The following is an 18,678-nucleotide window of genomic DNA, read 5'->3' as shown; positions in this document are numbered from 1 at the left end:
ATACGATCATGGCAGCAGGATTTTTCAGAAAAGCAGCATTAGAAAAGTTATCTACACCCGAAAAATTAGATCAGCTTATAAAAGTTACAAGTCCTAAAGGATGGATTGCCTTACTCACTATCGCAATAGTGTTAGGTACAGGAATTACTTGGTCTTTTATGGGCAGTATCAAAACCAAACTCAATGTAGTGGGCGTTTTGCTTGGTGGAGAAATTCATGAAGTAGTCGCTACCTCACAAGGACAATTGATCAACTTAAATGTCAATATTGGCGATGCTGTACAAGAAGGTGAAATTGTAGCTTCCATTGAACAACCCGAATTATTTCAACAAATTGAAGAAGTAAAAGCTTCCTTAAAAGAACGCGAATACGATTTGCAACGTTTGCTTTCTTTCGGAAATCAAGATACGCGTTTGCAAGGCGAACTCATTCAACAACAACGTGTCAGTATTGAACTACAAATACAATCTGAAAACAAAAACTTAGGTTTCCTAAGAACGCAGTTGGCTACGGAAGAAGGATTGTTAAAAAAAGGACTCATTACCAACACGCAATTAATGAACACCAAACAACAAATTGATGCTGCCAAAAACTCCATTGAACGCTTAAAAAGTCAATTGGTGCAAACCTCAAGTCAAAAACTAAATATTGGGTTCGACTTGCAACAAAAAATCAACGTTAGCAAACAACGTATTTCTGAAGCTGAAAGACGTTTGGAACATTTAAAAGAACGTTATGACATTCAAACAAATATCAGAAGCTCGTATACAGGCGAAGTAGTTGAAGTATTGACAGAAGCTGGAATTGTGGTACGACAAGGAACACCATTATTCAAACTAAAAAATCAAAGTAGCATTGCGGGCGATGATAAACTTAGAGGTGTATTATATATTCCTTCGCAAGATGGTAAAAAAATCAAAGAAGGCATGGAAGCATTAGTAGTTCCATCAACAGTGCAACCACAAGAATACGGATTTATAAAAGGAAAAGTAACCTACGTTTCTGACTTTCCTATTACACAAAAAGGAATGATGATGACGGTGAAAAACGATCAATTAGTATCCGGATTATTATCCAGAGGCGCACTCTTTGAAGTATATGTAGAATTTGAAAAAGATGCAAATTCATACAGCGGTTTCAAATGGACTTCCGCTACAGGACCTGAAATTGCCATCAACGAAGGAACATCCTGTATGGGGAAAATTACCGTAAAATCCGAACCGCCTGTCGCAGTGGTCGTTCCGGCACTAAAAAAATTCTTTGATCTATACTAATCGCTAGGAATCATGAGCAAAAAAACGACCAAACCAATCAAAAAAAAACTGCCTCGTCCAGTAAAAACACCTACGGTGTTACAAATGGAAGCTGTAGAGTGTGGTGCTGCTGCATTGAGCATTATTCTTGGATATTACGGAAAATTTGTTCCCTTAGAAAAATTGAGAATTTCCTGCGGTGTATCTAGAGATGGACTCAAAGCATCCAACTTATTGAAAGCGGCACGACAATACGGATTAGAAGCTAAAGGATACGCAAAATCCATTGAAAAACTAAAAGAGGTAAAAATGCCTGCCATCATCTTCTGGAATTTCAATCACTTCTTAGTCATTGAAGGATTTACAAAAAACAAAGTATTCTTGAGTGATCCTGCGCAAGGTAGATATCATGTAAGTCACCAAGAATTTGACGATGCTTTTACAGGCGTAGTCATGACTTTTAAACCAGGTGAAAACTTCGAAAAAGGAAACGAGAAAAAAGGGCTCATGAGTTCGTTGGCTGCTAGAGTTGCCAATTCTAAAATGAGCATTACCTATATCATTTTGGCAAGTTTATTCTTGGTCATTCCTGGACTCGTCATTCCATCGTTCACAAAAATGTTTATTGACAAATATCTAGTCAACGGTATTTCAGAATTTATCATGCCATTATTACTGGTCATGGGAGGCGTTTTAATCATTAATTCGCTCCTCATCTATCTGCAACAATACTATTTATTACGATTAGAAACAAAATTAGCACTCACAACTTCCAGTAAGTTTTTATGGCATGTATTTCACTTGCCTATCGCCTTTTTTACCCAACGTTATAGTGGGGAAATCGGGAACAGAGTTTCCTTAAATGACAAAGTAGCCAAACTACTCAGTGGCGACTTGGCAACCTCCGCATTAAATGCAATTGTCGTTGTTTTTTATGCCTTACTGATGTTTTCGTATGATGTCGTATTGACCTGTATCGGAATAGGAATGGCAACGCTCAATATTGTAGCACTAAAATTTGTGTCAAGAGCGCGAAAAGACGGAAACCGAAGATTCATGAATGAAAACGGAAAGTTATTAGGAACAACCACTTCTGGAATCAGCATGATTGAAACCCTAAAAGCATCTGGACGAGAAAATGACTTCTTCACAACGTGGACAGGTTATTTGGCAAAAGTAATGAATGCACAACAAGAACTCGGTTGGTTGACAACGCGTCTAAACATCATCCCGCCATTATTAATGTCGTTAACCACCACCATTGTACTAGGAACTGGTGCCATGCGCGTAATGGATGGACAAATGACGCTTGGTATGTTAGTCGCTTTTTTATACTTGATGAACAACTTTATGGGACCTGTAAATCAGCTAGTAACCATGGGTAGAATGTTGCAAGAAACGGAAGGCGACATGAGTCGCATTGATGATGTACTTAACTACGAAGTTGCCACGGAATTTAACGAAGAAAATGCTGCCAAAAAGAACAATGTTTCCCCAGAAAGTTTCAACAAGCTTACGGGACATTTTGAAATGAAAAACATCTCTTTTGGCTACAATACCACCATGCCTGCACTCATTGAAGATTTTAGCTTACGCCTACGACCAGGAAGCAGAGTAGCACTTGTTGGAGGTTCTGGTAGTGGAAAATCAACCGTAGCACGATTGGCTTCTGGACTTTGCGAACCTTGGAGCGGAGAAATTCGATTTGATGGAAAACTTAGAGAAGATTTACCGCGACACGTCATTACGCAATCCGTTGCTGTCATTGACCAAGAAGTGTTAATGTTTAAAGGAACCATTCAAGAAAACATCGCCTTTTGGGACACCAAAATTCCTGAAAAGCATATCATTCAGTCTGCTCGTGATGCTGCCATTCACGATACTGTGGCTGCAAGAACCAATGCCTACGATAGTGAAGTATTGGAACGCGGATCTAACTTCAGTGGTGGACAACGACAACGACTCGAAATTGCCAGAGCACTCGCACTAAATCCTACGTTCTTAATCATGGATGAAGCCACAAGTGCTTTAGATCCGAAATCGGAAAAAGTAGTCATGGACAACATCAAAAAACGTGGATGCACCTGTTTAATAGTTGCCCACAGATTGAGCACCATTATGGATTGTGATGAAATCATCGTTATGGAATTTGGAAAAATTGTAGAACGAGGAACGCATTCAGAATTATTAAGTAAAAATGGTACATACGCCAAGTTAATCGATTCAAAATAAGTGAGATTATGTTTGAAAATGAAAAAATAAAATTAGCTGCAAACCAATCATTGGTTCTCAATGAATACAATCGCTTTTGGATGATTACCGCTGGTGAAGTCGATGTTTTTTATGCTGATATTGACGAAGATGGAACGTATGTAAGTGCCTTAAATTATTTATACAGTGCCAAATCGGGCGAATTGCTATTAAGCTTAGTTCCTTCTAAAAAGGAAGAAAAAAATATCAAATTATTAGTGGTTAGTAAAGGTGCTTCTTTAGTTGCCATCAATAAAAATAAGCTGTTTGAAATAAATCATCTCTTTCTCAAAAAAATGATGGAGAATTGGATTCTAAAAACGGCAAGTATCATTCAACAAGTAATTTCACCAAGAGTATATACGCCTTTAGTTTCGTATGAAACAACAACCTTAAAAAAAGAAACCATTGCCTTTCCTACAAAAGGATTGGTATGGTGTCTATTGGAAGAAGGCGAAATTACAAAATATGCCAGCGATCAAATTGTCACAACAAATGATGAATTTAAATATCCTTTTCCTGTTTCAAACGCTTTATGGGCAACTGCTGCTTCAGACAACGTAAGCGTCAAAGTCATCAGCACTAGAGAAGCGTTAAAAGATGAAATTGACTTCATGTTGGCACTGAATGACCTGCAAAATCATTTGCACACCACACTCATTAAAAATTACGAAGTAAGCATCGAAGAAGAAAAATTGCGTATTGCAGACAGAGTTGAGTCAGAAACTTCCAATCTTACCAAAACGCTCAATCAACTACGAACCATTGTCATGGGTAAAAAAGATGATGGTAATGGTTCGTCTTCTCTAGACAAAAATATAGACAATAACTTATTTGCCGCTTGTAAAACTATTGGAGATGCTGTCGGATTCAATTTTGAAGCTCCAAAATACATGGAGTCGTATAAAAACAGTACCAAAAACCAATTGTATGCCATTGCGCAAGCTTCCAAAGTGAGAGTTCGAAAAATCATCCTAAGAGGTACGTGGTGGAAAGATGAAAATGGACATTTACTTGCGTTCTACAAACAAGACAAAAGACCTGTAGCTTTGATTCAAAGTTCACCAACTTCCTATGTTTTGAAAGATATAACTACGGGTGAAGAACACAAAGTAAATTACGAAATTGCAGAACAGTTAGAACCTATTTGCTACATGTTTTTCTACGGGTTTACTGGCACCATGACTTCCGTAAAAAAAATAGCAAACTTTGCGGCGCAAGGCATCAAAAAAGATGCTAAATATTTATTATTAGCTGCCTTTTCAGGAAGTATTATTGGGTTGCTCGTGCCTATCTTATCAGGAATTATGTTTGACGATGTCATTCCCGCAGCCGACAAATCATTGCACTTTGAAGTATTTGGCATCATGTTAATTCTTGGTTTTGTAACCGCAGGATTGCAATTGGTACAAGGCGTTTTATTACTTAGAGTAGAAACCAAATCAAGTATCAACATGCAAGCAGGTGTTATGGACCATTTATTGCGATTGCCAGTTACCTTCTATAAAAAATATGCCGCGGGCGATTTAACCAACAGAGCGTTAAGCATCAACGGTATTCGACAAATATTATCCAGTACCGTAATGACTGCCGTATTAAGTGGTGCCTTTTCATTTGTCAACTTAGGATTGTTATTTTATTACGATTCAAGTTTGGCGTGGATTGGTGTAGGATTGGCAGTACTTGCCATTACCTTCATGCTAATTATTGGTTGGTTAAAATTAAAACACGATCGTGACATCTCGGACGTGCAAGGTGATTTGCAAGGGTTTCTATTTGAATTCCTTTCTGGAATTAGCAAAATTAGAGTCACAGGTGGCGAAAAAAGAATATTCACACTATGGGCAACTAAATTTTCAAGATTAAAAAAATTAGGATTTACCTCAGGAAGCTATCAAAACTTCGTAGAAATCTTCAATGGTTCGTATCCGTTATTTACCAGCATCTTTTTCTTCGCTTTCATATACTATGCCGTTAGCAATGCCGCTGTGGCTGGCACCATGATTTCTGTAGGTGCATTTATGGCATTCATCAGTGCGTTCAATCAGTTTTTAGGCGATTGTTTAAAAATGAGCATGGCCTTAATTACGTCGTTAAACATCATTACATTATACGAACGTGTAAAGCCCATCTTAGAAGAAATTCCTGAATCTTCAACGCAAAGTACCGATCCAGGAGAATTAGTTGGCGATATTGAAATGAACGCAGTTTCGTTCAGATATCACTCCGAACAACCCTTGGTGTTAAACGATGTTTCTTTCAAAATAAATCGTGGAGAAATGGTTGCTTTTGTAGGCACATCAGGATCTGGAAAATCTACCATTATGCGTTTATTACTCGGATTTGAAGAGCCAGAAGCAGGATCTATTTATTATGATGGAGATGCGTTCGATTCTATGAATAAGGATTTGGTGCGAAGACAAATTGGAGTGGTGCTTCAAAATGGAGCTTTGATGTCGGGAACGATCTACCAAAACATTGTGGGAAACTCTGAATTAACCTTAGACGATGCGTGGGAAGCAGCACGTATGGCAGGAATGGAAGAAGACATCAAGCAAATGCCGATGGAAATGCATACTGTGATCAGTGAAGGCGCCGGCACTTTTTCTGGAGGACAGCGTCAACGTTTAATGATTGCACGCGCCATTGTTCACAAACCAAGATTGTTGTTTATGGACGAAGCAACAAGTGCGTTAGACAATAGAACCCAAAACATTGTTTCCGAAAGTTTAGACAAACTACAAGCTACCAGAATTGTAATTGCACATCGTTTGAGTACGGTTCGCAATGCCGATCGTATTTATGTATTGGACAAAGGAACCATTGTAGAACACGGATCGTATGAAGAATTAATGGAGCAAGGCGGCATATTCTCAAGTTTAGCAAAAAGACAAATCGCTTAGTAAGCTCATACATGATGCATCAAAAAGAAAAACGTTTGTGTATTCAACAACTTATCCACAATGAAAAAGCTGTCGATGAGTTGGTAGTGTATGCACAACATAAATTCACCAACAAAAATTCAACAGTACATACGTTGCCAAAGGAATTTATAGAAACTTGGGAACGCTATCATGAAGAAGCACAAACAGCAGGTGCTTTTGCAACGCTGAAAAAATACTTGGTGCAACTGCAATTTCCAATCACAAAAGGCATCTCTCAAACAGAAGCTTATAAAAATGTAACCCTAAGAGGCAAACAAAAAACAGGAACCAATTTTTTACAACTACAGCATCCCGATGAAATTGAATTGGTGCTGTATGAAAGTCCGATGATTGGAAAAATTCCTGTACTTATTGTTCCAAATACGGACGATTTTACAACGATTATTTGCGCTCTTGCCAACAAAAACGAACCAAAAGCATTTCCTGCTTCTATGGGCGCGTTGTGCATTAATGGACTTAATAATTGGCACAGAATACATTCACTTAAAGCAGCATGGTTGCAAAAAAATCCGTTGGGCAATTGGAATGAATTCTTTAAAAAACAAGTAGCTCCAAAACCACATTTATACAAAGATAAAATTATTGTGCTGAGCAAAAAAGGCTATAGCGGCGTTCAAAGTCACGAAGTACGCATGACCGATGCAGCATGGAAAAACGCATCGCTCATCATCAGAAGAGAACATGAATGTGCACATATATTTACCTTGCAACACTACGGAAGTATGGCAAACAATATGCACGATGAAATTATTGCCGATTACGCAGGAATTACCAAAGTATTGGGACGATTTGACAAAGAATGGTTTTTGCGTTTTATGGGATTGGAAAACTATCCCAACTATAGAAATGGTGGACGTTTGCAAAATTATCAATCGCCCATAGCACTTTCGGAAGAAGCCTTCAAAGGATTGCAAATGTTGATTTATAAAATTAGTGATACCCTTGTAGAATTTGATACTGCTTTAGGCAACATCACTTCTGCTCAAGAACATGTACACAGAATACAAAGCATCTGTGAAGTAGATATGATCACCTTAGCATCCACACAAGGATTGGAAACATTACACAAAACATACAACCGCAAAAAAGTACTTACAGCATGATGATACAAAAAAGTGAAAAAATATTACAGGAAGTAAACGCTATTTTAGATCAAATTTCTACACTAATGCATGTAGAACGCAGTACTTTTTTTCTATGGAATGAAACCGCAAATACACTTGAAAGTTTAGTAGCACAAGGTGTGGAAAATGTCATGATTTCGGTTCCTGTTGGCACTGGAATTGTAGGAACTATGTTTCAACACAAAGAAGCCATCATTGTAAACAATACGGAAAACAACGTGGCTTTTGAAAAATCGTACGACAAGCAACTGCAATTTGTGACCAAATCCGCCATTTGTGTGCCTGTATTCAATGAAAAAGGAGATGCCGTTGGCGCATTGCAATGTTTAAACAAACAACAAGGCGCATTCACACAAAAAGACATTAAAATATTGAACAGCTTTGCAGCAGCAATCACTTTAATTATAAAAAATAGCGAATTATACTTAGCTAGTGAACATATTAAAAATAACTTTTCAACGCTGTTAGATGTTTTCAAGGCAGTTTCATCCGAGTTGAATTTAAACAAACTCATCCAAGTAGTGATGAACAAAGCAGCCGAAATTACCAATGCAGATAGGAGTTCGCTCTTTTTGGTAGATGGAGAAACGGGTGAATTGTGGACCGTTTTTGCCAAAGGCTTGGAAGACAAAGTAGTACGTACTAGAAAAGGAATTGTAGCAGAAGTTGCCAAAAATAAAAAAGCTGTTATTGTCAACGATCCGTACAACCATCCGCATTTTAATCCTGCGGTAGATAAAAAAACAAAATACGTTACCAAATCTATTTTAAGTGTTCCGGTGTTCAACGCTAAAAATCAGGTATTGGGTGTCATTCAAGCGATCAACAAACGAACGGGCGATTTTGATGAAAACGACTTGGATATTTTAACAGGATTTGCCAGTCAAATACGCATTGCTATTGAAAACGCCAAACTCTTTGATGAAATTCAAGGCATGAAAAATCACTTAGATATTTTGGTGCAAAACTTAGATAACGGAATCGTTACGGTTGATAAATCTTTTAAGATAAGTACGGTGAACGAAACGTTTAACAGCATGTTTCAGATCGAAGAATCGCAAGATTTTACCCATCAGCACATTGATACGTTAGCGCATGAATTGAAACCGTTGTTTGCCTATTGTAAAGAAACGATTGAAACTGGAGAAAAAAGCTATTACGAAGAACTCAACGTTAAAATCAATACTAAAAAATCGGTTACCGTCAACTTGAGCGTGCTACCAATGCAAGACGCAAAAGAAAATATTATTGGTGCTATTGTCGTTTTTAATGATATTTCAAAAGAAAAACGCATTCAGTCAAATTTGAGTCGATACATTCCGCAGCATTTGGTAAAGCAAGTCATGAATCATGATAATTTATCGCTCTTAAAGGGGAATTTCTCAAAATGTAGCGTTTTATTCTCCGATATTCGAAACTTTACTACGCTTACCGAAGAATTTGGCGCCATTCAAATTGTAGAATTGCTCAACAAATATTTTGAAGTAATGATTGCTTCAGTGCATACATACAATGGCATTTTAGACAAATATATTGGTGATGCCATTATGGCGGTTTTTGGTGTTCCGTATGCAAACATTTCCGATTCAAAAAATGCCGTCAATTGTGCACTAGATATGTTTGCTATGTTGGACGAATTGAATAAAGCCAACAAAAAACTACCCACATTAAACATCGGAATTGGCATCAGTACAGGAAATGTAGTCTCTGGAAATATTGGTGCTGAAAAACGTTTTGAATATACTGTAATTGGCGATTCTGTAAACTTATCAGCGCGTTTGGAAAGTGCTACGAAAACTTACGGTGTCAAATTATTAATCTGTGAAAACACCTATCACGAAGTAAAAAATGATTTTCACTGTATCGAAATTGACACCTTGTTGGTAAAAGGAAAAAATATTCCGGTACGTGTGTTTTCTGTGTTAGGACAAAACACCACGCCATTGTCTAAAACACAAGAAGCCTTCAACACGAAATACCTACAAGGATTAACGGCTTTTAGAGCAGACAAACTAGAAGATGCCAAGCAATATTTTGAAGCCGCACATGCATTGATTCCAAACAATAAACCGACCAAAGTCTTTATAGAACGTTGTCGTAACATCTTAGCTTAATCCATCGTTTCTAAAATGCTCTCTGCTTGCGATTGCAGCGTCGTAATTTGTTCTTCTAAATATTGATATACTAGAATTTTTTGATCGCGGTTTGCTTCAATTTGCCATAAATAGCTGTATATTTTTTTTCGTTGCGCTTCCGTAATGTCAATAGGTTGTGTAACTCCTGAGAGTTTTCCGGCTTCGTCAAACTCCATATATTTTGCTAAAATGGTATTGATTTCTAGGTAAATCGCTTCTGGATCGCTTTGTTCTTCAAACTTTACCAACAAATCAAAATAATAATTGTAATAATACGTAATACGTGCGCGCAATAAATCATCTTTAATAATATCCAATCCTTTAGAAGCCAATCCTTCATATCCTGTTTTATTTGGCAAGAAGATAAAATTTGCAAATACGTGTGTATAATATTCGTGAATAGAATCTTGGTTGATCGGCTTGTTATCAATCAAGTCTCGTAAATGCGCACAGGACTTTTTAGACAATTTGTAGCCAGCTTTATTTGTTTTGATGGTTTGAAGATCATTTTTTACCGCCAGTTTTACCGCTTTAATGATTTCTTTCTCTGCTTTATAATCTCTTCTTTCTTGATTCCAATTGTTAAGAGCAAATGCAGAAATCACCGCAATAAACATAGAGAGTGTTTCAAAAAAATACTTTCGCCAATTGAATTTTATACGTTTAGATTTCATACTTCTGTGATTTTTGTCAGTCTTTTTGGCATTTTCTTACCTACCCTAAAGCGTAATTTTAAAGTTGTATTAACTGAACATATAACTGATATTATGGAACTTACAAAAGAACAAAAATTATTTCGAACTATTGTAGAAAAAGCGTGGGAAGACGATGCTTTTAAAACTGCATTGATTAAAGATCCAGTACATGCCATCGAAGCCTTAACCGGTGAGCATTTTGATGTTCCTGAAGGAAAAACAGTAGAAGTATGTGACCAAACAAATAGTGATACTATTTATATCAACATCAGTCCAATGCCATCGTTAGATGATATGGAGTTGACAGACGATCAATTAGAAATTCTTGCTGGCGGAGGTGATCCACTTCCCGTAATTCAAGGGGTAACCGATCCACCACCACCGCCACCTCCTGGAACGACTGGCGGATAAACTTACATACCACTTTTATGCTTAAAGCTACACACATACGCTATTTACAAAAGGAGAAACACAAAATATATATGTTTCTCTTTTTTGTCTTGATGCCCTTAATCATCCTTGGGCAATCAAAACAGAAACGTATGGCCGATAGTTTGATAGCAGATTGCAAGCAGGAAATAAAAAATAGAAACTTTGGCAAAGCATTGACTTTAGCAAACCAAAGTGTATCCATATATCAGGAAATACAAGATTACAAAGCTATTGGAGATGGCTATAATCAAATAGCCACCATTTTTTACTACCAAGGCGAACCGTATAAAGCACTCACAAATTTTGAAAAAAGCGCTTCCTATTTTAAAAAAGCCAATTTTAAAAATGGACTTGCGTCTGCTACCAATAATGTTGGTGCTATTTATTACTTTTTGGGAAATTACTCCAAAGCACTTGATCATTACAAGATTGCAGTACAACTTCACGAAGACTTGAATAACGAAAAGCAAGTTGCGGGAACTACACAAAATATAGGAAACATTTATTCCATCTTAAATGAATTTGAAGAGGCAAAAAGATACTTTGGCATCGCCGAGAAAAATTACAGAAAATCCAACGACGAAAAAGCACTTTCATTAGTACTCAGTAGTTTGGGTGATGTGTACGCAAAGGAGAAAAACTATACCGAAGCACTGCAAAACTTTGAAGTTTCACTCGAATTGGCAACTAAAAACAAAGCTACGCAAACACAAGCACAAGTACTTTTCAATTTAGGAAAATTACACGAAGACAAAAACGAGTACGACACAGCTGTAAACTATTACAACAAATCACTAACTATTTCCAGAACTTCCAAAAGTAATTTGAATGAAAGTTCAGCGTTGATTGCTCTGGGCAACATCAATCTAAAAATTGGGAAGAAGCAAAACGCTGTCGCGAGATGTAAAAAAGGATTGGAAATTGCCAAAAAAATAAATTCAGTATCTATTCAGGAAGAAGCCTGTAATTGTTTGTACAATGCATATAAAGCTACAAACAATCCTATAAAAGCATTGCAATACAATGAACGCATGTATTTGTTACGAGACAGTCTGAACCTCAAACAAACTTCTGACAAAATACTGAACATGGAGTTTGAAAAGGAAATGATTCTTGATAGTATTGCCAATGTGGAAAAAGAACGCATTCTAAAACTTCAACACAAAGAAGAAGTGGCAAAGAAAGAAAAGCAACGCAATATTTTCATCATTGCAGTTTGTTTTGCGGTTATCATTGTGTTGGCAATTTTTGGTAGATTGAATTACATGCGAAAATCGAAAGCCAGACTTCAGATTGAAAAAGATCGCTCGGAACATTTATTACACAATATTCTTCCTGAAGAAGTTGCGGACGAATTGAAAGAAAAAGGATTTGTAGATGCACAAGATTTTGAAACTGCTTCCATATTGTTTACCGACTTTAAATCGTTTACAGAGACAGCTTCACACTTAACACCACAACAACTTGTAGAACAAATCAATATTTACTTTAAAGCATTTGATGCCATCATTGGACATTATAAGATTGAAAAAATAAAAACCATTGGAGATGCATACATGGCTGCTGGAGGATTGCCAAAACCAGATGCCAACGCCGTGAAAAAAACCATTTTAGCTGCTTTAGACATGCAAGCATTTGTGACCAAAAGAAAGCAAGAAAACACCTTACTAGACAAACCTGCTTTTGATATGCGTGTAGGCATTCATGTAGGACCTATTGTGGCAGGAATTGTGGGTGTGAAAAAGTTTCAATACGACGTTTGGGGCGATACGGTTAATATTGCGAGTCGAATGGAAAGTAATGGCACTATTGGTAAAGTAAATATTAGCAGCAATACGTTTGCGCTGGTTAAAGATGATCCTGATTTCACTTTTGAATACCGCGGAAAAATTACAGCCAAAGGAAAAGGAGAGCTTCAAATGTACTATGTACAGCATGCAAAAGAGCAGAAAGATTTGACTACCACAACGCCTATTCCACAGAAAGTAGATCCTATAAGCGTGTAAATGAAATAGAAATACTTACTTCTTTTTTTACAAACGCTACATAAAATTACTCCTAACAGTTTTATCAGTTTTTTCGGCATTTTTATCACTATTCATGCAAGTATCTTTACACTGTAGTTAAGAAAGAACAACGCTAATTAGATAAAAATGAAACTGACAGCGCAACAACAAAAATCGCAAGAATTGTTACAAACAATTATCACTAAAGCTTGGGAAGATGAAAATTTCAAGCAAGAATTAATTGAAGATCCAATTGATGCCATTGAAAGAGCGACTGGAGAGCGTATCCGATTACCAGAAGGAAAAACACTTATAGTAAAAGATCAGACCAATACTTCTGCTATTTATATAAATATTCCTGCCGAACCAAATATTGAAGATATGGAACTTAATGAAGAGCAGTTGGAAGCTGTAGCAGGTGGATCGGCTGTTTGGACTTTTCCCATTATAAATTTACCAACCAATCCATCAAAAGATGGTTTTAAATAATTCACATTTTTAAACACAAATTTATTCATAATCAAACTTTAAATCATGGAAACATCTCAAAAACAAGAGCGCACACAACAGTTGCTTGCAAAAGCTTTAGAAGAGGCTTTGACAAACGAAACGTTTAAGCAAGAATTAATGACAAATCCGCTTGAGGCTATCGAAAACTTAACAGGAGAAAAGTTGAGCTTGAAAGAAGGAACAAAGATGCAAGTTGTGGACCAAACAGAAGATAATGTTTTCTACTTAAATATTCCAAAATTACCAAACCCAGAAGATCTTGAATTGACTGACGAGCAATTAGAATTAGTTGCTGGTGGTGGTTGGTTAGGTGCTGCAATTGGTGGTGCTGTTGGAGCTATTGGAGGTCCTGGAGGAGTTCTTATCGGAGCTATGGCAGGGCATGCAATTGAAGAAGCTTTTAGTTAATATACATGCAACACATATATAATAAGAACCAAATAAATACTTAATAAATCATGGAAAATACACAAGACCAAAAATTATACAGAGATGTAGTACAAAAAGCATGGGAAGATGCAGATTTCAAAAAAGAATTAATGGCAGATCCTGTAGCGGCAATTGAAAGTGTAACAGGTGTACGATTGAATATTCCTGCTGGAAAAAGAATTGTAGTGAGAGATCAATCAGAAGAATCTACTGCATATATTAACATTCCTGCTGCAAAAGATACGGATAACGTGGAGTTAAACGAAGAGCAGTTAGAGTTAGTTGCTGGAGGACAATCAGTAGCAAGTTTCATTGACGTTACGATTTACCCAACATTTCCACCGATTGATTGTTTTCCAATCAAACCAATCGTATACACAAAAAGCTAATCAACCAACATAAAATTTATTAAACCATTCAAAAAAAGAAAATCATGGGAAATACACAAAATAACGGAGAAAAAGGACAAGAGTTAATGCAAGAGCTTATTACTAGAGCTTGGGAAAGTGAAACTTTTAAACTGCAATTGGTCAATGATCCTAAAGCAGCAATTGAAAGTGTAACAGGAAAGTCATTTGAATTGCCAGAAGGTAAAAGAGTGGTAGTACAAGATCAATCTGATGATAATGTGGTATATATCAACATTCCAGCGAAACCAAACTTAGATGAAATGGAATTAACGGATGAGCAATTAGAAAAAGTTGCTGGAGGATTAGTCGTTTCTGCTAGTATCGCATTGGTAGCATTAGGAGTTGCAGGATTTAGTGCTGGAATTGCATTATATGCATCTGTTAAAAACTAATGTGTAGTAAACACAAATGCTAAAGTATTAACATTAAAACATATATAAGATGATTACACAAAAACAAATGGATAAAAGCACGGAAGTGTTTCAAGAGCTCGTAAGCAAAGCATGGGAAAATGCATCTTTCAAAGATCGTTTAATCTCAAATCCTGAAGAAACTATTAGAGAAATTGCACCAGCATTTAAAATGCCTGCATCTCAAAAAATTGTAGTAGAAGACCAATCAGATGATTCTGTAATTTACTTAAACATTCCACGTAAAGTAACCGTAGACAATATGGAGCTTAGTGATGAGCAGTTAGAAACTGTATCTGGTGGAATTATTGTTACAGCAACAATTGTAGCAGTAGTTAGTATCGCCGCAGGATTTGGAACAGCAGCAGTTTTAGATAAGTATTTCTAAAATCACTCAATCGGATCAATACACTAAAATTGAAATTAACACTTTACTAAAAAAGTGATCATACATATCCGTGTTCAGTGTTAATTTCAATGTAGTAATACACTACTAACAACACACGTTACAAAAACGTTTTAAAATGAAAGAAAAGATAAATATACCAGGATATTTTTTACTAGGAATGGTATGCATGTTTATAGGAATTATACTCTTATCGCTTAGCTACAACGTACCTTCATTAATTGTCTTGATATCTAGTGTTTTTATTTTCATGTTTGGTGTAGTGAAAAACAAAAAAAAATCATAAAGTACTGACAAATTGAAGAGGTGTTAGTACTTACCGATAAACAAATAATTTATAGTTTGTGGTTAAACCGTAAATCAATGCTATTACCCTCGAATGAATTGTTCAGAGTATCAATGTCGAAAATTTTTGACCTTAAAAAGTTGAAAAGAAAAATGAACAATGGAATTAATAGATACGTTCTTCTATTTGTGTAGAATAGAGTCAGGCATGAGGGAGTCTGTAACTTTGTTTAATATGCAAGTAACACCTTAAAACTAACTTCCTTTACGTAAGTATAGCTAAGGTTGTCGTAAGAACATAACTATTGGTAATAGCACCAACAAAAGCACTAAAACATACTCATAAATGTATGGTTTAGTGCTTTTTTTATAATAAAGTGATATAAAATTATTCCTCTTCCAAAGCAGCAGCAGCAACCGCCGAGCTTGCGAAGAATGCTTCTAACTCTTTTAAAGTGGCTTCAGACGTTTCAATATCTTTGACAACTTCGCCTTTGTTTAACACTACAATACGATCAGAAACTTCGGTTACATGCATTAAATCGTGACTAGACACTAAAACTGTGACTTGATTGTCTTCTGATAGTTTTCTAATGATTCCTTTGAGTCGAATTTGCGTAGTTGGGTCCAAGTTGGCAAAAGGCTCATCTAAAATAATGACTTCCGGATTTCCAATAAATGACGCTACAATTCCGACCTTTTTCTGGTTTCCTTTACTCAAATCGCGCAGGTATTTTTTCTGATTGAGAATTTCCCCGTGAAAGAAATCTTCAAACTGAGCTAATAAGGCATCTACATCCGATTTGTTTTGTCCGCGCAAATCGCCAATAAAGTAAAAGTATTCTTCTGGTGTCAAATAGCCAATTAAAAAACTTTCATCAATAAATGATGAGGTAAACGGTTTCCATGCTTCACTTTCGTGAACGGTAATTCCGTTATTTTCAATGTGACCTGTAGTAGGTTGAATCAAATCTAACAGCAAGCTAAAAAGTGTTGTTTTTCCAGCTCCATTATTTCCTACCAAGCCAAAACTTTGTCCTTTTGGAATGTCGAGTGAATCTATTTTTAAAACGGTATTTTGTCCGTATGTTTTTGATATATTTTGTATGTTGATCATGTTTGTATGTTTAGTAATTTTTTATTTTTCGTCAAATGCGGCAATGGTTTTATATTTTCCGTCTTGATATACTTTTTCTATTTTCGTCAAGAAAAAATCTTTAAACACCAATCCTAACAAGCCACTGACTGCCAGCGTGATGATGCCTGCATTTAAATTATAATCTGCCAAATAATAAGGTAGCCAAAAAAGTCCTACAGGCAATAGTAATTTTGGCAACGCAATCAACAGTTGTGTCGGATTGAAACCATTGGTATTGCTAAATGCTTTTGCTTTTTCGTTCAGTTTGATAGGAACTCTGTTAAGCGCGCCACCAAATAGTGTGACAAACGTGTTGATTCCGATATTGAACGATGCACCTGCGGCAATTAAGGCGTATTTATCCCAACCAAAGTAAATATACGGCGTACTTAATATAAAAGATACCAACACTGCCAACACCATTAAATACCATTTGGACTCCAAATATTGTCGGTACGGAATGTTTTGGCTCATCATCATTTTGTAATGTTCACTATCCCAAGAAGGCACCAATTGCCCAAACGAGAATAAAAATCCTGCCGTAATAAAAATAGAAGCAAACGCTAACATTGCAGGCATATCATTGTATACTTTTTGCGTAAAAAAGATAACTCCATAAAACAAAAACAGAAACGACATGATTACTACTTGTCTTGGACGTTTGTTTCGCCAAATCATACGTACATCGTTTTTTAAAAAAGTTGCCATCGAACCAAAACGGTCAAGCCATGAAAGATCGGACGCGTTGACTTCTTTTACTTTTTTAGAAATGGCACTATCCAAATAAAAACGGTTGTTTAAATAGTTGAAATTCGCGTAATATAGCAATGCTAAAATCGCAATAGGAACTACGATGTAGAATGGATTCATATACAATCCGTAGAAAACCATTCCGCCATATTGTGCGATATTGAAAACTCCAAAATATTGACATGCTATGGATGAAACCAATACCGTTGCTACAATATAAAATACGGTATTGCTTTTATTGACCAACATGTTTAAAAAGTTGATAGAAAGTGTAATTATAATAATGGAAAGCAACCACAAAATAACATTAAGCGGCGAATGATTTCCATTTATTAATGCGGTAATACAGTAAGGAATGGCCACCAATAACGGTAGCAGATTGAAGAATGAAATGACCGATTTTCCTAGTAAAAAGTGAATGATATTTTTTTGCTTGATGGGAATAATCATCAGTGGTTTAATATTCATGACGGGCATTTGCTGCATGAAGTACCGAAGTAGCAAATCGGCCATAAACCAAAAAATAATAAAGCTGTTGACAATCAACATAGGATCTACACCAGGAATCATTTTTTTAATTCCTAAGTACAATCCTGCTCCTGTCACTATTGCCATTCCACCAACATACGCGGCGGCAATAAAAAGCAATACTTTAATAGCGACTCCTTTTTGGAAAGAAGCAGATCGGAGAAATTCTTTCCATTGAAGACTGATAAATTTTTGAATCATTGTATAGTTAATTTAGTTGTTATGGTTAGTAGCCGTTTTTTGAATTTGTTACAGTTTACGCCAAAAGTTCATACTCAGGATAGGTTTCTCGTAAAAGTTCTGAAGCTTTATCGGGCAATACAATAAAGACAATATATGTAAAGATTAGGCAGCACATCATCAAAATAGCAATTAAAAGTTGTATGTATATACTATCAATTTCATGCAAGTCAAAATTATAAATAGATTGAATAAAGAACAATATTATTGTAAATCCATACGCTGAATTAAAAATCATCTCTTCCAATTTCCAGCACTTTTTCGTTTTTTTTACTTTTCGCTTGTATTGTAGTTCTAACTGAAAAGAAGCAAGAAAAATGTAAGGTATCAGCATAAAAACGAAAAATATTATTCCCCAACCTTTAAAATACTCCTCATACTGTTGAAGATACACTAAAATAAAAATTCCTGCAATTGTACCAATAATCTTTGGCAGTTTTAAGTATTCTAATGCAAATCTTATTAGTAATTTTTTATATTTTTTGTCTAAAATAACATCGTGCTTTTCAATTACTTTTTTGAAACCATCAGGTCCAAATTTTTCAAATTCTAGTGCTAATATTTCCTGAAACGTACATGTTGGATTTTCTTTCCATTGTTTTTCAATACCATTAGCTAAATGATCTACTAATTCTGTTTGCAAATCAAAGTGCTTTACCTTTTGCTCTCTTGTAAACTTGTAGAGTTCTTGTATTTGTATATAATTGAGTTGCATCACTTTTGTGTTAAATA

16 protein-coding genes are annotated in these 18,678 nt (G+C 36.0%); 12 read left to right on the top strand and 4 right to left on the bottom strand.

What is annotated here, in order from left to right; translation table 11 throughout:
• Positions 1-8 precede the first annotated feature (8 nt).
• Genes KORDIASMS9_RS05985 through KORDIASMS9_RS05965 form a run of 5 tightly spaced genes read left to right on the top strand, consistent with a single transcriptional unit; the run spans position 9 to position 9,686 of the window.
• Positions 9-1,274 carry an NHLP bacteriocin system secretion protein gene (locus tag KORDIASMS9_RS05985; RefSeq protein WP_114901972.1) on the top strand — a complete coding sequence of 422 codons (1,266 nt, stop codon included), beginning with the start codon at positions 9-11 and terminating at the stop codon, positions 1,272-1,274.
• A 12-nt stretch (positions 1,275-1,286) separates the two neighbouring features.
• Positions 1,287-3,485 (top strand): NHLP family bacteriocin export ABC transporter peptidase/permease/ATPase subunit, encoded by a 2,199-nt coding sequence (locus KORDIASMS9_RS05980; RefSeq protein ID WP_114901971.1) that lies wholly within the window; start codon positions 1,287-1,289, stop codon positions 3,483-3,485.
• 8 nt (positions 3,486-3,493) lie between these two features.
• On the top strand, positions 3,494-6,406 hold the full coding sequence (locus tag KORDIASMS9_RS05975; RefSeq protein WP_114901970.1) for an NHLP bacteriocin export ABC transporter permease/ATPase subunit: 2,913 nt from the start codon (positions 3,494-3,496) through the stop codon (positions 6,404-6,406).
• A gap of 11 nt (positions 6,407-6,417) precedes the next feature.
• Complete coding sequence (locus tag KORDIASMS9_RS05970; protein WP_114901969.1) at positions 6,418-7,551, top strand: hypothetical protein; 1,134 nt, start codon at positions 6,418-6,420, stop codon at positions 7,549-7,551.
• Positions 7,548-9,686, top strand: coding sequence for a GAF domain-containing protein (locus tag KORDIASMS9_RS05965; protein WP_114901968.1), 2,139 nt, complete (start codon positions 7,548-7,550; stop codon positions 9,684-9,686). The genes KORDIASMS9_RS05970 and KORDIASMS9_RS05965 overlap by 4 nt, the downstream gene beginning before the upstream one ends.
• On the opposite strand, the gene KORDIASMS9_RS05960 is transcribed toward KORDIASMS9_RS05965, so the two are convergent.
• Positions 9,683-10,381, bottom strand: a complete 699-nt coding sequence (locus KORDIASMS9_RS05960; RefSeq protein ID WP_162819784.1) for a DUF6090 family protein — start codon at positions 10,379-10,381, stop codon at positions 9,683-9,685. The genes KORDIASMS9_RS05965 and KORDIASMS9_RS05960 overlap by 4 nt on opposite strands.
• 93 nt (positions 10,382-10,474) lie before the next feature.
• On the opposite strand from KORDIASMS9_RS05960, the gene KORDIASMS9_RS05955 reads away from it, so the two are divergent.
• The 7 genes from KORDIASMS9_RS05955 (at position 10,475) to KORDIASMS9_RS05925 (ending at position 14,987) form a co-directional block, all read left to right on the top strand.
• Complete coding sequence (locus tag KORDIASMS9_RS05955) at positions 10,475-10,813, top strand: NHLP leader peptide family RiPP precursor (protein WP_114901966.1); 339 nt, start codon at positions 10,475-10,477, stop codon at positions 10,811-10,813.
• 131 nt (positions 10,814-10,944) lie between these two features.
• Entirely contained in the window at positions 10,945-12,840 is a 1,896-nt protein-coding gene (locus KORDIASMS9_RS05950) for an adenylate/guanylate cyclase domain-containing protein (RefSeq protein WP_162819783.1), read from the top strand.
• Positions 12,841-12,987: 147 nt separating this feature from the next.
• Positions 12,988-13,329, top strand: coding sequence for an NHLP leader peptide family RiPP precursor (locus tag KORDIASMS9_RS05945; protein WP_114901964.1), 342 nt, complete (start codon positions 12,988-12,990; stop codon positions 13,327-13,329).
• 45 nt (positions 13,330-13,374) lie between these two features.
• A complete protein-coding gene (locus KORDIASMS9_RS05940) occupies positions 13,375-13,758 on the top strand; it encodes an NHLP leader peptide family RiPP precursor (RefSeq protein WP_114901963.1) in 384 nt (127 codons plus the stop codon).
• 50 nt (positions 13,759-13,808) lie between these two features.
• Positions 13,809-14,168, top strand: a complete 360-nt coding sequence (locus KORDIASMS9_RS05935) for an NHLP leader peptide family RiPP precursor (protein ID WP_114901962.1) — start codon at positions 13,809-13,811, stop codon at positions 14,166-14,168.
• Between the two features lie 44 nt (positions 14,169-14,212).
• A complete protein-coding gene (locus KORDIASMS9_RS05930; RefSeq protein ID WP_114901961.1) occupies positions 14,213-14,581 on the top strand; it encodes a class IIb bacteriocin, lactobin A/cerein 7B family in 369 nt (122 codons plus the stop codon).
• A 49-nt stretch (positions 14,582-14,630) separates the two neighbouring features.
• Positions 14,631-14,987: an NHLP leader peptide family RiPP precursor gene (locus KORDIASMS9_RS05925; RefSeq protein WP_114901960.1), complete on the top strand. Its 357-nt coding sequence runs from the start codon at positions 14,631-14,633 to the stop codon at positions 14,985-14,987.
• Positions 14,988-15,678: 691 nt separating this feature from the next.
• Here KORDIASMS9_RS05925 and KORDIASMS9_RS05920 read toward each other — a convergent pair.
• The 3 genes from KORDIASMS9_RS05920 to KORDIASMS9_RS05910 are packed head-to-tail and all read right to left on the bottom strand — an operon-like array spanning position 15,679 to position 18,661.
• A complete protein-coding gene (locus KORDIASMS9_RS05920; protein WP_114901959.1) occupies positions 15,679-16,407 on the bottom strand; it encodes an ABC transporter ATP-binding protein in 729 nt (242 codons plus the stop codon).
• Between the two features lie 21 nt (positions 16,408-16,428).
• Positions 16,429-17,907 (bottom strand): DUF5687 family protein, encoded by a 1,479-nt coding sequence (locus KORDIASMS9_RS05915; protein ID WP_114901958.1) that lies wholly within the window; start codon positions 17,905-17,907, stop codon positions 16,429-16,431.
• A gap of 55 nt (positions 17,908-17,962) precedes the next feature.
• A complete protein-coding gene (locus tag KORDIASMS9_RS05910; protein ID WP_114901957.1) occupies positions 17,963-18,661 on the bottom strand; it encodes a hypothetical protein in 699 nt (232 codons plus the stop codon).
• Positions 18,662-18,678 lie beyond the last annotated feature (17 nt).

The sequence above is a fragment of the Kordia sp. SMS9 genome (assembly GCF_003352465.1).
Classification (GTDB): Bacteria; Bacteroidota; Bacteroidia; order Flavobacteriales; family Flavobacteriaceae; genus Kordia.
This window is presented reverse-complemented; position numbering and strand designations above follow the sequence as displayed.